At 45.5% G+C, this 15175-nt stretch carries 14 protein-coding genes and 1 pseudogene; 8 read left to right on the plus strand and 7 right to left on the minus strand.

Annotated elements, in window-relative coordinates:
- Positions 1 to 65 precede the first annotated feature (65 nt).
- Positions 66 to 1109 carry an amino acid--tRNA ligase-related protein gene (locus ACQE26_RS01065; RefSeq protein WP_500470419.1) on the minus strand — a complete coding sequence of 348 codons (1044 nt, stop codon included), beginning with the start codon at positions 1107 to 1109 and terminating at the stop codon, positions 66 to 68.
- A gap of 281 nt (positions 1110 to 1390) precedes the next feature.
- Positions 1391 to 1659: pseudogene (locus tag ACQE26_RS01070) on the minus strand (transporter); the annotation flags it as partial.
- A gap of 255 nt (positions 1660 to 1914) precedes the next feature.
- Between ACQE26_RS01070 and gabP the strand changes: the two are divergent.
- From gabP to ACQE26_RS01090, 4 genes are all read left to right on the plus strand, one after another.
- Positions 1915 to 3300, plus strand: coding sequence for a GABA permease (gene gabP / locus ACQE26_RS01075; RefSeq protein ID WP_060963417.1), 1386 nt, complete (start codon positions 1915 to 1917; stop codon positions 3298 to 3300).
- A gap of 108 nt (positions 3301 to 3408) precedes the next feature.
- Positions 3409 to 4947: an outer spore coat copper-dependent laccase CotA gene (gene cotA / locus ACQE26_RS01080; protein ID WP_500470421.1), complete on the plus strand. Its 1539-nt coding sequence runs from the start codon at positions 3409 to 3411 to the stop codon at positions 4945 to 4947.
- Between the two features lie 206 nt (positions 4948 to 5153).
- A complete protein-coding gene (locus ACQE26_RS01085) occupies positions 5154 to 5369 on the plus strand; it encodes a cold-shock protein (protein ID WP_029575254.1) in 216 nt (71 codons plus the stop codon).
- Positions 5370 to 5467: 98 nt separating this feature from the next.
- A complete protein-coding gene (locus tag ACQE26_RS01090) occupies positions 5468 to 5647 on the plus strand; it encodes a hypothetical protein (RefSeq protein WP_500471515.1) in 180 nt (59 codons plus the stop codon).
- Positions 5648 to 5659: 12 nt separating this feature from the next.
- Here the strand turns inward: ACQE26_RS01090 and ACQE26_RS01095 are convergent, their stop codons facing one another.
- The gene (locus ACQE26_RS01095) at positions 5660 to 6703 is read right to left on the minus strand and encodes a TolB family protein (RefSeq protein ID WP_095241931.1); all 1044 of its coding nucleotides are present in this window, start codon (positions 6701 to 6703) and stop codon (positions 5660 to 5662) included.
- A 65-nt stretch (positions 6704 to 6768) separates the two neighbouring features.
- Positions 6769 to 7137, minus strand: coding sequence for a cell wall metabolism protein WalM (walM, locus tag ACQE26_RS01100; protein WP_016937044.1), 369 nt, complete (start codon positions 7135 to 7137; stop codon positions 6769 to 6771).
- Positions 7138 to 7497: 360 nt separating this feature from the next.
- Here walM and ACQE26_RS01105 point away from each other — a divergent pair, with 360 nt between their 5' ends.
- The 4 genes from ACQE26_RS01105 to ACQE26_RS01120 all read left to right on the plus strand — a co-directional run bounded on the left by ACQE26_RS01105 (position 7498) and on the right by ACQE26_RS01120 (position 12290).
- Positions 7498 to 8538, plus strand: a complete 1041-nt coding sequence (locus tag ACQE26_RS01105; RefSeq protein WP_500470422.1) for a 2,3-butanediol dehydrogenase — start codon at positions 7498 to 7500, stop codon at positions 8536 to 8538.
- Between the two features lie 196 nt (positions 8539 to 8734).
- Complete coding sequence (sigV, locus tag ACQE26_RS01110) at positions 8735 to 9232, plus strand: RNA polymerase sigma factor SigV (RefSeq protein WP_045926857.1); 498 nt, start codon at positions 8735 to 8737, stop codon at positions 9230 to 9232.
- Complete coding sequence (gene rsiV / locus ACQE26_RS01115) at positions 9232 to 10092, plus strand: anti-sigma-V factor RsiV (protein WP_500470423.1); 861 nt, start codon at positions 9232 to 9234, stop codon at positions 10090 to 10092. The genes sigV and rsiV overlap by 1 nt, the downstream gene beginning before the upstream one ends.
- A 266-nt stretch (positions 10093 to 10358) precedes the next feature.
- Positions 10359 to 12290 (plus strand): acyltransferase family protein, encoded by a 1932-nt coding sequence (locus ACQE26_RS01120; RefSeq protein ID WP_500470424.1) that lies wholly within the window; start codon positions 10359 to 10361, stop codon positions 12288 to 12290.
- 42 nt (positions 12291 to 12332) lie between these two features.
- On the opposite strand, the gene ACQE26_RS01125 is transcribed toward ACQE26_RS01120, so the two are convergent.
- The 3 genes from ACQE26_RS01125 to ACQE26_RS01135 are packed head-to-tail and all read right to left on the minus strand — an operon-like array spanning position 12333 to position 15150.
- Positions 12333 to 13337, minus strand: a complete 1005-nt coding sequence (locus ACQE26_RS01125) for an SPFH domain-containing protein (RefSeq protein ID WP_438421342.1) — start codon at positions 13335 to 13337, stop codon at positions 12333 to 12335.
- Between the two features lie 26 nt (positions 13338 to 13363).
- Positions 13364 to 14125, minus strand: a complete 762-nt coding sequence (locus ACQE26_RS01130; protein ID WP_500471437.1) for a TPM domain-containing protein — start codon at positions 14123 to 14125, stop codon at positions 13364 to 13366.
- Positions 14125 to 15150: a TFIIB-type zinc ribbon-containing protein gene (locus tag ACQE26_RS01135; RefSeq protein ID WP_045926861.1), complete on the minus strand. Its 1026-nt coding sequence runs from the start codon at positions 15148 to 15150 to the stop codon at positions 14125 to 14127. The genes ACQE26_RS01130 and ACQE26_RS01135 overlap by 1 nt, the downstream gene beginning before the upstream one ends.
- Positions 15151 to 15175: the final 25 nt, after the last annotated feature.

Here is a 15175-nt window from a genome sequence, read left to right on the forward strand (position 1 = left end):
ATACGACTCAAAAGAAAGAAAAGGGTTAGAATTTAATTCCTTACCCTCTCCCCTATCAGAAGTTATTATTTTTGATTAGGACGTGTAATCGTCGTGTTTGGACCTGCATCATGATATTGAATGAAATCTAAAATACTTTCTGCGCCAGAGATAAACTTTAACAATCTCTCCAGTCCAATTCCAAATCCAGCTGTTTGTACTTGTGATTTATCTTTCCATTGAGCATATTCGGGATGATAAGAATTGCCGAGCGTTTTTGATTGGTTAATAATCTCCTCTCCGCTAGTTGGGCGGATACCCCCGGTAGTTAGTTCACCGTAGCCAAAAGGTAACATTAAATCGTAAGTTTGAAAAACACCTTTTGGACTTTCGTGATAAATTGAATCTCTAACTCCTGCTGGATAGTTATAAATCCAAAAAGGTGTGTCGAATTGGTTAGAAAGAAGTGCGTCTTCTTCAGAAGTAAGATCCCCTTCTGAATCTTTAGATCGTCCTACTCTTTCTAAGGCCTCTTCAAATGTTATTCTAGGATATGAGCCTTTTACCAAGCTCTCTGTGTTGCGTTTTGCTAAAGGAGTTAACGTCAAATTATCATTATTATCAATTAGAGATAAAATCTTATTGCCTGCTTCATAGAGAATCTTCTCCCCTAAATCGAAAACATCTTCCATTCTCTCAGTTCTCCATTCAATTTCAAATTGAAAGAAGGAATAAATATGTTTTGCAGATAGCTCTTCCCCTTCCATCAATAATCGAAGGCATGGGGCAAGGCAATAAACCTTAGGTAAATATTCCGTTGCCATCTGTTTTTCTACAACATGACTAACACTCATATAGTAATACTGTTCACCTGCCACCTCAACTTTTGAGTTAAAGGAGGAGTCATGATCCCCATTTTCTTTAATGTCAGGTAAAGTTTTATCCCCTAGTACGATTACTGAATGCTTGGCACCTGGCTCATACCTTCTAGAAAAGGGAGTTGGAACAATTTCGTCAAACTTAAATAAATCCATTGAATTTCTCAGCGACTTTAAAAGAGTTGAAGTCCACGCATAAGTTTCATTATAAGCGAGTTTTCTAGTATCTAAATTTTCAATTTCAACCTTCATTTGTTACACCTTCCTATTCTGAATATTAGTAAATAAACATAATTAACCTTTAAATTTAATTACAAAAATAAGAATAAATTGTATATTTGTAATTAAATACATTTACAGAAAACAGATTATTATAACGAAATGATTCTGTCAATTAAAAATATATTAAATAGTCCAAATTATCTGTTCTCTCCTGTAATTCCGATAACGTACTGATACTGACGAATGCCTCGAAATTTATTATCACCAGCTTCCTAATATTGTCTGGCAAACTACAAACATCAGGGCTGCATGCCCGCTGTCGTCCAAGCTTTTGGCATCTCTTGTCTAGCAGAAAAAATAGATTCCAACAGCACTAGCAGTCCGACAACCATCACAATAAAAGATTCAATAAGCGATGCGATCGTTTCCGCCCGAAAGTGGCCGTGAATGGATGCGATTATCACAGCCACCGAAACAATAATGTCAGTTATTATTAAACCTCTGCAGTAAGTGCTTCTGAGTGAAAAACATAACCGATGATCTTTGCAGATAGAACAGGATAAGCAGCAATAGTGACCATTGTCCCGGATTCTCCCTTTTTTCAGTTCATCTTATCTCTCCTTACCAAAAAACTCCTCTCTGCTCGTATTTTCCTATTAATGAGACACATCACTGAACCACAGTGGGTCTATAGAAACACCTTGCGTCATTTTCTGCGTACGGATGAGAAAAGAAGTCACATTTTCTCACATCATTAACAAATGTCTCTTGCATGTATGATAGAATAATATTTGTCCGAATATTCAGCATAAAATAACCCCAAAGGAGGCAAAGAATGAATCAGCCTAATTCTTTATCGAAGGGATTAAAAACCCGGCATATGACCATGATTTCAATTGCCGGCGTGATCGGCGCCGGATTATTTGTCGGAAGCGGATCCGTCATTCATTCCACCGGACCCGGAGCGATTGTCTCCTACGCATTAGCAGGACTATTAGTGATTTTTATTATGAGGATGCTGGGGGAAATGTCCTCCGTCAATCCGACAAGCGGTTCGTTTTCACAGTACGCACATGACGCCATCGGGCCGTGGGCCGGTTATACCATCGGATGGCTGTATTGGTTTTTCTGGGTCATCGTCATTGCCATTGAAGCCATTGCAGGCGCCGGAATCATACAGTACTGGTTCCCCGGGATTCCGTTATGGCTGACGAGTCTGCTTCTGACCGTGCTATTAACACTGACGAATATTTATTCAGTTAAATCGTTCGGCGAATTTGAATACTGGCTTTCCTTAGTGAAGGTAGCGACGATCGTTGTCTTCTTAATCGCGGGATTTGCTTTCATTTTCGGAATCGTCCCCGGCAGCAAACCGGTCGGGCTGGAAAATCTGACAGGCAACGGCGGATTTCTCCCTAATGGCCCAAGTTCCGTTCTGCTCGGAATCGTCGTCGTCATTTTCTCTTTCATGGGATCTGAAATCGTCGCAATCGCAGCGGGAGAAACGTCAAACCCGGTCGAATCCGTCACAAAGGCGACCCGCTCAGTCGTCTGGAGGATCATTATTTTTTACGTCGGTTCCATTACGGTTGTGGTCACGCTGCTTCCGTGGGATTCAGCCAATATTTTGGAAAGCCCCTTCGTTGCCGTTTTGGGACATATCGGGGTTCCCGCAGCCGCTCAGATCATGAATTTCATCGTCCTGACAGCCGTTCTGTCCTGCCTGAACTCCGGGCTTTATACGACGTCACGGATGCTGTATTCACTGGCGGCGCGAAATGAAGCGCCGCGGCGTTTTATGAAACTGAGTAAAAGAGGCGTACCGGTCCAAGCCATTATCGCCGGCACCTTTTTCTCCTATATTGCCGTTGTCATGAACTACTTTTCTCCCGACTCCGTATTCTTATTTCTGGTCAATGCATCAGGGGCGATCGCACTGCTCGTCTATCTCGTCATCGCCGTCTCACATCTGAGAATGAGAAAGAAAATCGAACGGACAAACCCTGAATCTCTTAAAATCAAAATGTGGTGCTACCCATACTTAACCTACCTGACGATCATTGCTATTTGCGCCATCTTGTTATCTATGCTGTTTATCAGCTCAATGCGGTCTGAATTTCTGCTGACAGGATTTATTACACTGCTGGTGCTCGCCTCCTATGTATTCCGCAAAAAACAAAAACCGAAAGAGAGCGCTTCCGCAAACCGGGTTGCGCAATAACAGAAACACCCGTCCTCAAAAAAGGGCGGGTGTTTTTTTAACCAACTTGTTCCAGGCGGCATTATCTATAGTACAGGAATTCAATAAATGATAAGGACAGGATAAATAATGGCACTTGAAAAATTTGCAGATGAACTGCCGATTATCGAAACACTGGAGCCGCAGAAGAAATCAGACGGCAGCACGTATTACGAAGTCACAATGAAGGAATGCTTTCACAAGCTGCACCGCGATCTCCCGCCGACCCGGCTGTGGGGGTATAACGGTTTGTTTCCGGGCCCGACGATCGACGTCAACCAAGGTGAAAGCATTTATGTAAAATGGATGAATGACTTGCCGGATAAGCACTTTCTGCCCGTAGACCATACCATTCACCATTCAGAAAGCGGCCATCAGGAACCCGATGTCAGAACCGTCGTCCATTTACACGGAGGAGAAACGCCGCCTGACAGCGACGGCTATCCGGAAGCCTGGTTCACACGGGATTTTAAGGAAACGGGGCCTTATTTTGAAAAAGAGGTATACCATTATCCAAACAAACAGCGCGGGGCGCTATTATGGTATCACGACCATGCCATGGCGGCCACGAGGCTTAATGTGTACGCCGGACTTGCCGGGATGTATATCATCCGTGAGCGAAAAGAAAAGCAGCTGAAGCTTCCCGCCGGAGAGTACGACGTACCGCTTATGATTTTGGACCGCACGTTAAATGACGACGGTTCCCTGTCTTATCCGAGCGGGCCGGATAATCCTTCCGAAACGCTCCCCACTCCTTCAATCGTCCCGTTTCTTTGCGGAAATACCATTCTCGTCAACGGAAAAGCATGGCCGTATATGGAAGTCGAACCGCGGACATACCGTTTCCGCATCCTTAACGCCTCAAATACGAGAACATTTACTCTCTCGCTCAATAACGGCGGCCGGTTTATCCAAATCGGTTCTGACGGCGGACTGCTCCCCCGCTCTGTCAGAACACAGACCATCAGCTTAGCCCCGGCAGAGCGGTATGATGTGCTGATTGATTTTTCCGCTTTTGACGGAGAACATATCATTCTGACGAACAGCACCGGCTGCGGGGGCGACGTCAACCTGGATACCGACGCCAATGTCATGCAGTTCCGCGTCACAAAACCGCTGAAGGGAGAGGACACAAGCCGGAAGCCTAAATATCTTTCAGCCATGCCTGATGTGACCTCAAAACGAATACACAATATCAGGACGCTTAAACTCACAAATACGCAGGACAAATACGGCAGGCCTGTTTTGACGCTTAATAACAAGCGCTGGCATGATCCCGTGACAGAAGCCCCGCGGCTCGGGTCAACAGAAATCTGGTCGATTATCAATCCGACGCGGGGAACCCATCCGATACACCTGCACCTTGTTTCCTTTCAAGTCCTTGACCGGCGTCCTTTTGACTTAGAGCGTTATAACAAATTCGGCGACATTGTGTATACAGGCCCCGCCGTCCCGCCTCCTCCAAGTGAAAAAGGCTGGAAAGACACCGTGCAGGCGCACTCCGGAGAAGTCATCAGAATCGCGGCGACATTCGCTCCTTACAGCGGACGCTACGTATGGCACTGTCATATTTTAGAGCATGAAGATTACGACATGATGAGACCGATGGACGTCACGGATAAGCAGTAAACAAGAATCACCCCTTTTTCCAGAAGGGGCTTTTTTTATTTATCCAAAAAGAAAAAATAAGAAGCCGCTTATTTGCATATACTGTAATAACAGGAAGACGATGCACCCTCATTGGAAATATGGATAGAAAAAGGAATTAGGAGATTAGGGAAAAGTATGAGACAATGACGGAGTGCACGAAAATTCATAAGGGAAGAAGTGACTTTATGTCTTACTACAACAAACGTAATCAGGAACCGCTGCCTAAAGAAGATGTCAGTACGTGGGAATGCACAAAAGAGGACTGTATCGGCTGGAGCAGAAAAAATTTTGCCGGCACCGGCAGTGATACCCCGACTTGCCCCCTTTGCGGCAGTAAAATGATCGACGGCGTCCGTTCGTTGGTGAATCTCCAAAACAACAATCAAACGGCATCAAGTTAGACCTCCCTTTTACGAGTCTCAACATAGAGAAGGCCTCCATGTCCCATGAGAGGCCTTTGCGTTATCATGTCCTTTTATGATGCAAAGGAGCATTGAACATGAAAAACGATCAGCAGCAGAAAGACCTGAAGGAAATGGCGAAACGGAAGAAAAAGAACCTTGCCGCACAGTCATTCATCGAACACTCCATTTTGCCGTTCCGATTCTCCGTTTTTTCAAATGGCTCGCCTCAGCCGCAGCCAGCTTTGTTTATTAAAAAAACACCCAGCTGGCGCTGAGTGTTTTTTTCATTATTGGATAACGGAAAAGCTGTTGATAATGCCGCTGTCATTTTCCCAGACTTTTTCACATTTTTTCGTATCCAAATGATAAGCATAAATGGTCCGGACCTTCGCGTTCCGCCCCGTTTCATCCTTCAAGCGCTTAGCGCCTTTGGCTTCCGCCATGAAATAAATGATACTGCCGTCTTTAGAAAACTGCGGCTGGGCATCTATCAGCGGAGAGAAATCCTTCCCGTTTGTAATAATCGTTTCATCTTTTTTCGTTTTGACATTCATCAGACGGATGGATGCTTTTTGTTCCGTCCCTTTTTGTGTATAAGATGTAAAGACAAGGTTCTTTCCGTCCGGTGACATCGCCACGTCGCTGATAAACTGTTCAAGATTGGTCAGATCCTGAAGGTTTTTGCCCGCCCCTGCTGCAAACCGGATATTCGTCGGTTCAGGGTCAATCCCCTTCTCATTTGCCTCATCCGTTTTTTTGTAATCCTCTTTAACGGAATAATGCAGAAGCGCAAAATCGTTTTGGCTGCGGTTATAAAAGAAGCTGCTCACACTGTCGTCTTTCTCATCCGCCGCCGGATACAGATTTTGATAACGCTTCGTTTTCAAATCAAAAGATGCGAGACGGAAAATATCTTCATCCGCTTTACCGAGACGGAAATAAATGTGCGTCAGGTCCTTTGATAAAAACAGACTGTCAGCGCTCGCCGATCCTTTATAAAGCACCGTCTTCTTTTTCGTCTTCAGATCAAGCTTATACAGACGCATTTCATTTTGATCATTATTACCGACAAAATAGAGCGCCTGGTGAGCGTCATCCAGCGCAAACGCCGGATATGCCGAAAGCTTTTCCTCGTACAGCATGCGGCTGTCTTCGTAATATTTCGTCATCAGATCTTTGTCTGTAAGCGAAACAAGCAGCTTGTCATGGCCGCCGGAAACAACGGCTTTTCCGCCGCTGCCGCTTTTTCCTTTGATCAGCAGAACGGCTCCGATGACCGCCGCCGCCAAAACAGCGGCTGCGAGGATCCAAATCCATCGTTTCTTCTTCATTATCAATCTCTCCGTCAATCAGAAAAAGCAAGAATCAGTCTCCTTGCTTTTTAAGATGGTCTATTTTAATAGCTGTAATGTCCGGATACTCTTCCTTTGCTTAACGGATATCCGAGCGCTTTGAACGCTTTCGGGCTGACATCCAATACGGCATTCGGCAGACGGCCTACATCATTTTTGTATACTGTGATAACCTTTTTCGGTTTTGATTTCGCATAAGCTCTGATTTTCGTTCCGTTTCTCGGAACGTCAAATCCTAATTTTGTCGCGCAATCCCAGTGTCCCAGTTTTTTACCGGACGATCCTTTTTTACCGACTCCATTATACCATGTAATATTTCCGTTCACTTTTTTAGCACTTGCATCAGAAGAGAAACTGATCGCTCCCAGCGTGCTTCCTGCTAAAATCAATAAGGCTAAGAATAACTTCTTCAAGCTTTCATCCTCCTGATTCTTTATTCTAGGCAAAATTATACACCAAGAAGACGTTTATAATATTTCAATCACTTTACATGTTCATTACAACGTGACGGAGATACGCACTCAATTGATGACACAAACTTCTGTTCTATATAATTCCATGGTAAATTATACTACAAAATTTAATACATTAGCGTTATAATATTCATAGAGTATTTCTGCATTCAATATGGACTTTTTATAAGGCCTATTGATAGTTGCGTAATATGATATAGTTTGTGAAATCAGGCTTCAGGAAGCATTTCTTCCTTTTAACCGTGGTTCATATTGATCATGTACCTATACTCGTTTCTATCAGACTAGGAGTGATAATCAATGAAAGCGGCAAGATGGCACAATCAAAAAGACATTCGAATCGAAAACATTGATGAACCTAAAGCAGAACCGGGAAAAGTCAAAATTAAAGTCAAATGGTGCGGGATTTGCGGTAGCGACCTTCATGAATATCTGGGAGGTCCGATCTTTATTCCGGTCGGCAAACCTCATCCGTTAACAAACGAAATGGCGCCCGTCACGATGGGTCACGAATTCTCAGGAGAAGTCGTGGAAGTAGGAGAAGGCGTCAAAAATTACAGCGTCGGCGACCGTGTCGTCGTGGAACCGATTTTTGCCACACACGGACATCAGGGAGCCTATAACCTTGATGAACAAATGGGATTCTTAGGCTTAGCCGGAGGCGGCGGCGGATTTTCTGAATATGTGTCCGTTGACGAAGAATTGCTGTTTAAGCTTCCTGAAGAGCTTTCTTACGAACAGGGCGCGCTTGTTGAGCCGTCAGCAGTAGCGCTTTACGCCGTCCGCCAAAGCAAATTAAAAGCGGGCGACACGGCAGCCGTTTTTGGCTGCGGACCGATCGGACTGCTTGTGATTGAAGCCCTGAAAGCGGCCGGCGCAACGGATATTTACGCGGTCGAACTTTCACCGGAACGCCAGGAAAAAGCGAAAGAACTCGGCGCTATCATCATTGATCCGTCAAAAACGGATGATGTCGTTGAAGAAATCGCTAAACGCACAAACGGCGGCGTTGACGTTTCTTATGAAGTGACAGGCGTTCCTGTCGTTCTCCGCCAGGCGATCCAGTCAACAAACATTTCCGGTGAAACGGTTATCGTCAGCATCTGGGAAAAAGGAGCCGAAATCCATCCGAACGATATCGTCATCAAAGAACGGACCGTAAAAGGCATTATCGGATACCGTGATATCTTCCCTTCCGTTCTCGCACTGATGAAAGAAGGCTACTTCTCAGCAAATAAGCTCGTCACGAAAAAAATCGTGCTCGACGATTTGATTGAAGAAGGCTTCGGCGCTTTAATCAAAGAGAAAAACCAAGTGAAAATCTTAGTCAAACCGAACTAAGCCGTTTGGCATGGCAAAATACCAGACACATCCGAAAAAAAGAGCCGTTCAGGCTCTTTTTTTTCGTCTCTTCCTCTTCCCTTCCTTTTCCTTTTAAAAATGATCCGCTCTGCGCAAACTATTTTTCACCCTGTCCCGTCTATCCTTAGGCAGCAGCCTATGATACGTATTTTTTAAAAAGGAGCCCTTTGAAGCAATGAAGAACGAAACAGCCAAAGCGTCGCTTGTGACGTGCATAACTGAGCGCAAAGAAGACTTTTACCGGCTTGCGTACAGTTATGTAAAGAACAAGGATGACGCGTTAGATATTGTTCAGGAATCAATTCAAAAAGCGTTGACATCGGTCGAATCCGTCAAAAACCCCGATGTCATCAAAAGCTGGTTTTATAAAATTTTAGTGCGCACGGCCATTGATTTTCTCCGCAAACAGAAAAAGCTTAAAGTGATGGACGATGAAACGATCGAGTTTTTAAGCCGCGGAAAGGAAGATCACTACAAAGACACAGACCTTCACGAAGCGCTTGACGACCTGCCGCATCCATATAAAACCATTATCATTCTGCGTTTCTTTGAAGACCTGAAATTAGAAGAAATCGCAGACATCACGGGGGAAAACATCAATACCGTTAAAACACGCCTTTACAGGGGGCTGAAGCTTATGCGCATTCAGCTGACGAAGGAGGATCTTTCTTAATGGAAAAGAGATTAGAGCAATTAAGGGAAGAGTACAAAAGTGTGCCCATTCCTAAAGAATTGGACAGCATTGTCGAAAAAGCCCTTCAGCCAAAACCGAAGAAAAAACGAATCGTGATGTGGCCGACATCCGCGGCAGTCGCTGCGGCAGTCTTATTTACCGCCGTTGTCAATATCAACCCGGATGCCGCACAGGCCATGTCCAAAATCCCCGTCATCGGCAAAGTCGTCCAAGCCATCACGTTCGTGGAGATGAAAGAAGAAAAGAACCAATCAAGCATTGATGTGAAAACACCCGCACTGTCCGGCCTTTCCAATCATAAACTTGAAGACAGCATCAACCGGCATTATATGAAAGAAAGCAAAGAGCTGTATCAGGAATTTATGAAGGCGGCCTCAAAAAGCAAAAAAGGCCACCTCAGCATCTATAGCGATTATGAAACCGTGACTGATACAACGGATCTGATCTCAGTCCGCCGTGATATCGAAAAAACACAAGCTTCCGCTTATACGCAAAGCCGATACATCACGATTGATAAAAAAAATGAGGCCGTGCTTACGTTAAAGAGTTTATTCAAAGATGACCGTTATATCAAAGTCATCAGCCAAAATATTAAAGAACAAATGAAAAAGCAGATGAAAGAAGACCCGAATAAAATATACTGGGTCGAGGGAGATGATATGGCGGAGCCTTTCAAATCCATCCGCGCTGACCAAAACTTTTATATTACAGATCAGCACAAACTTGTCATCTCATTTGATGAATATGAAGCGGCACCCGGATATATGGGCGTTACAGAGTTTACAATACCGACCTCTGTCATCTCCAAACTGCTTGTCGGAGACCGCTATATCCGGTAAAAGAAAAAAATCCATGATATCCGCAGATCATGGATTTTTTCTTTTTCCCCGCAACAGCCATTGCGCAAGGGAACCCTTTCATATAGCAGACGCCGGACAGGGGCAGAAAAGTTTAAGAGAATCAGAACATTTCATTCATTTTTTCTGAAACAAAATCCCCTTCCGGATGCGTCTATTTAACGGAACAAATGGAAGACTGTACAGAAATCTGCCATAGCCATCCGCAAAACAGCGAGAATTTCCGCACATATTATTGGAGGAATACCATGTCAGACAAGTCACTGCACCACCGCTATATTCCCGGACTGGATGGACTTCGCGCCTTTGCCGTCCTCGCCGTGATCGCATATCACCTGAATTTTAATTGGGCCGACGGCGGTTTCATCGGTGTTGATATCTTTTTTGTTTTATCGGGATATTTAATTACATCTATTATATTGCCTGCCCAAGGCAATGACATCACTCTCGATTTGCGTGATTTTTGGGTGCGCCGGATCAGACGGCTTCTGCCGGCGGCTTATCTCATGATTATCACGACAGTCATTTGGGTCGTACTGTTTAACAGCGAGCTCCTGCATACCGTACGCGGAGATGCGGTCTCCTCACTTTTTTACATAAGCAATTGGTGGTTTATCTTTCATAAACTTTCTTATTTCGACAGCTTCGGCTCCCCTTCGCCATTAAAAAACCTGTGGTCGCTGGCGATTGAAGAACAGTTTTATATCATATGGCCCTTTTTGCTGCTTGCGGGAATGTACATATGTAAAACACGGGCCCGGCTTGCAGCCGCGGTCATGTTCCTCGCGTTTTGCTCAGCAGTCGTAATGAGTATGATGTATGTGCCCGGCGGAGATCCGAGCCGCGTTTATTACGGGACGGACACCCGTTCATTTGAATTGCTGATCGGCTGCGCTTTAGCTTTAGTATGGCCGATGAAACGATTATCTTCCAAACGGCTGCCGAGCAGCATGAAACACCTGCTTCACGGGGCAGAGCTTGCCGCCTTTGCCGCACTCGTGCTTTGCGTCTTTTACACGGATGAATACGAACCCTTCCTATACAAAGGCGGCATGCTTTTGATCAGCATCACCGCAGCGGTTCTTGTTGCATGTATATGCCATCCGAGCAGCTTTATAGGATATGTCCTTTCATGGAAACCGCTTCGCTGGATCGGAACGAGATCATACGGAATCTATCTTTGGCATTACCCGGTTATCGTGCTGAGCACCCCGGTGCAGGAAATCGGAAATCCTGTTTATTGGCATTGTGCCGTCAGAATCGGCGTCACTTTCATTTTGGCCGAGCTTTCTTATCATTTCATTGAGAAGCCGATCCGCACTGCGGGCTTCCGACCATTTTTACGCCGCGTGTTTCTGAACCGCTTTCTGGAATGGAAGACGTCCTCTGTCATCAGCAGAATGTCGCTCGGCCTCATTCTTGCCGCCATTCTCGTATTTGCGGGCGGGCTGTCAGGGATAGCCGAAGAGAAAAAACAGCCGCAATGGACGTACGCGCAAAGCGAGCAGCAAGAAACAGCCGCCGCTTCGCACAAAACGGCCGATCACGATCAACCTGTTAAAGAAGATGACAGCAAGAAAAAACACGGCGGCGAAAAAACGGATACCGTATCAGACAACAACAAGAAAAAAACAACAGGCAAATCAGATACGAAGAAGACGAAAGACAAAAAGGAACAGTCATCTCAAAAAACGGCTGACCCAAAACAAACACAGCCTCAGCAAGACGTGCTGGCCATCGGTGACTCGGTGATGCTGGACATTGCGTCATACCTGCGGCAGTCCCTTCCTCATGTCACCATCGACGGAAAGGTAGGAAGACAAGTCTCTCAAGCACTCCGGCTCACTTCGGAATATGCGTCATTTAATCAGCCGGACAAAGCGGTCATCATCGAGTTAGGAACGAACGGCTATTTCACAAACAGCCAAATTGAATCACTGATCAGCTCCTTCTCAAAAGCCGATATTTATCTTGTCAACACGCGTGTGCCCCGGCAGTGGGAAAGCAAAGTAAACGAGTCATTGCGCCGGCAGGCCGAGTCACGCAAAAATGTGACCCTTGTCGATTGGCACGCAAAAGCATTGCAGCACCCTGAATACTTCACACCGGACGGCGTCCATCTCATACCTGAGGGATCAAAAGCGCTGACATCCCTCATCGTCCAAACCATGAAATCATGACAAAAAAAAGAGGCCCCAAGAAGGCCTCTTTTTCGTATATCGTCAGGCAAGCTTCTGTCCGCAATTCGGGCAAAAATTCGCACCTTCCGTTTTCGTTCCGCAGTTCGGACAAAATTTCGGCTTAGCCGCTCCTTCTGAGCCGTTTGCCTGCGCCGTCCCCTCATTTTGCTGACTTTGATTCTGCTGCGGCTGGTTCTGCTGATTTTGATTCATTTGGTTCATCATTTGATTGGCCATATTCATCCCCATCATCATGCCCGCCATGTCGGAGGCAGCACCGCTTCCGCTCATTTTGCCGGATGACATTCCGTCCGTCATGGAAATCTGCTGATAGCGGTTCACATCGCCCACCATGCCGTAAGAAGCGTTTTTCGTAATCATATCCTGCACTTCCTGCGGATAGTTAAAGCTCATAATATTGAAGCCCGTAATCGACATCCCGTCTCCGATCAGCTGCATATCAAGATCTTCTTGAATCCCTTTTCCAATTTCAAATGAATTCGACTGCAGATTGAACATGTCTTTTCCTTCTTTTGTGATCCATTTCATCAAAAGCTGATCGAGAATAGACGTAATCCGGATTTTAATGTCATCCACTAAATAGCTGTCCTTGACACCCGCAATCTTATCAATCAATCCGATGTAGTCAATGACCTTGAAGTTAAATGTGCCGTTTGCTCGGATCGGCATACCGCCCGGCATTCCCGCCGCCGGAATGTTAATGGCGTTTTTCGTGCCCCACTTCACGGTGAACTCCTTCGTATTCACAAACAGCACTTCAGCCCGCATGCCGCTGTTAAAGCCAAACTTAAATCCTTTTAATGTCGATAGAAACGGAATGATTTCTGATTCGATATCATAATCGCCGTCATCACGGAAAATCCCTTCAATCTTCCCGTTGTATAAAAAGATGGCATCCTGTCCCGGCCGGATGATCAGACGGCTGCCTTTTTTAATTTCACGGTTGTTCCATTTATAGAAAACCATGTCGTCTCTGAATTCTTCCCATTCCACCACATTTGCTAACTGATTTCTGAAAAAGCCCATGTATGTTCAAATCCTTTACGTTAAATTTAAAAGCTTCCCTTGCTTCCGCTGTAAGACGTGCCGCCCCTCGTGACTCCGCCGTCATTGTCATTATCTTTGTCAGGCTTTCTTTCTCTTGTCACGTCCGTTCGGATATATGTGTCGTGCTGGTCCAGCACTTCAGACGTATCGTGATCCATATACGTGCTTCCGGTGACGGTGACCCTGCCGCCGGAATTGTACACCATCACTGTGACGGCGATACCGGCTGCGGCTGCGGCGATCATCAGCTGAAACCACCATGTAAGCAGCAGATTGTCAGACTTGCTGTCCGGGCTTTTCCCCATATCTTTATAAGACATTTTAATGTAGGTCTGAAATGCCTTTTCATAATGACCTGCGGAAATGTCTGACGAAATCGTATTCCTGATCGTATTCAGCCGGCTGCTGTTCAAATACGTCTCCGCCTTTTTATACCCGGAGATAAATACTTCCCGGTCCTTCATATCAATGGTCAATATCGCCGTGCTTCCGCTAAAATGACTGTCATAAAAATCACCGGCATACTGCTCGATGTCCTTACCGCCCGTTCCGTTTGCGGTAAGAATGATAAAATCGGTATGGCGCTTTGCCCCGAGCTTCCCCGCCAATTCCTCAAGTTTCTTCGTTTCATCCTTCGTTAATAAATGAGCATTGTCATAAACATATTGCTTCTGTTCCGCAGCAGACGCTGTTGTATGTAAAGAAAAAGACAGCATCAGAAAAAGGACGAAGCACAAGAGACACGCTTTTTTCATCGATCCTCTCATCAAAAACCGCCTCCTATCATAAGGGAGACAAGTCTTAATGCTAAAAACGCACCGGCGGTTATGCCGCCGAACCACGCGGCCACTTTTCCGGCGCTGATCGGCGGTTTGCCGACAACCTTGCCCGTCTGCCCGTTCATTGCGAAAATATGTTCAGTCCGTTCAAAATCGTAGCTGACCATCCAGACCGGAAGCAGTACGTAAAAGCTGCTGATTTTATCGGTCTGAATCTGCTCATCCGTTATGTCAGCCGTCGTATAGCCGGAGAAGGTGGATCTGATATAAGAATCAATATAATGGCTGATTTTATCCTTCGCCCGCGGAAAGAGATCGTCATCGGTATAATTGTACTTTTCCGCTATATAGCCAGCTAAATAAGCCGTATTAAACTCCTTCAGCTCACTGTAAGCGTAAGGCTCCAATTTGTCCATTAATTCATCATTCATTTTTTCTGAAGCGTCGACCGGAATTTTGAGATAATCGAGATTGATATCACGATACGCGTTGTAATACTCGGTCTCCGTCACCCGGTATTCTCCATCATCATAATGATGCACTCTCGTACAAACGGCATTGACCTGAACCTTGCTGTTTAAGTCAAACATCCAAAACGGCACGTACATACCGGTTATGCTCTTCACCCGATCGGCAGTCATAAATCCCCTCGGTGTCAGCCGGCCGTTTCGGCACCACTTTTTAAAAGCGCTCATGGCCTCTTCTTTACTGATCGTAAAAGGAATCACCATGGAAGGTGCGAGGTTTCCTGATAATCGGTCGGCGAGAACGGCGGCTCCTCCGCAAAATCCGCACGTTGTGGCCGTCGTTTCCGCCTCAGTCATCAGAACCGCGCCGCAGTTCTCACAGCGGTACTCGTTCGCCTCATTTTCGGAAAATCTCGTCGTAATATACTCCTTTGGCAGGCTTTCAATCTGATCCTGCCGCCCGCAGCTGTGACATGTCAGCATGCCGGATGAACTGTCAAAGACCATATCATCTCCGCAGTTCGGGCATTTATAAGAAATGATCATTCTGTTTCTCTCACTTTCTCTTTAT

Source organism: Bacillus sp. 5RYD7K, from assembly GCF_059831465.1.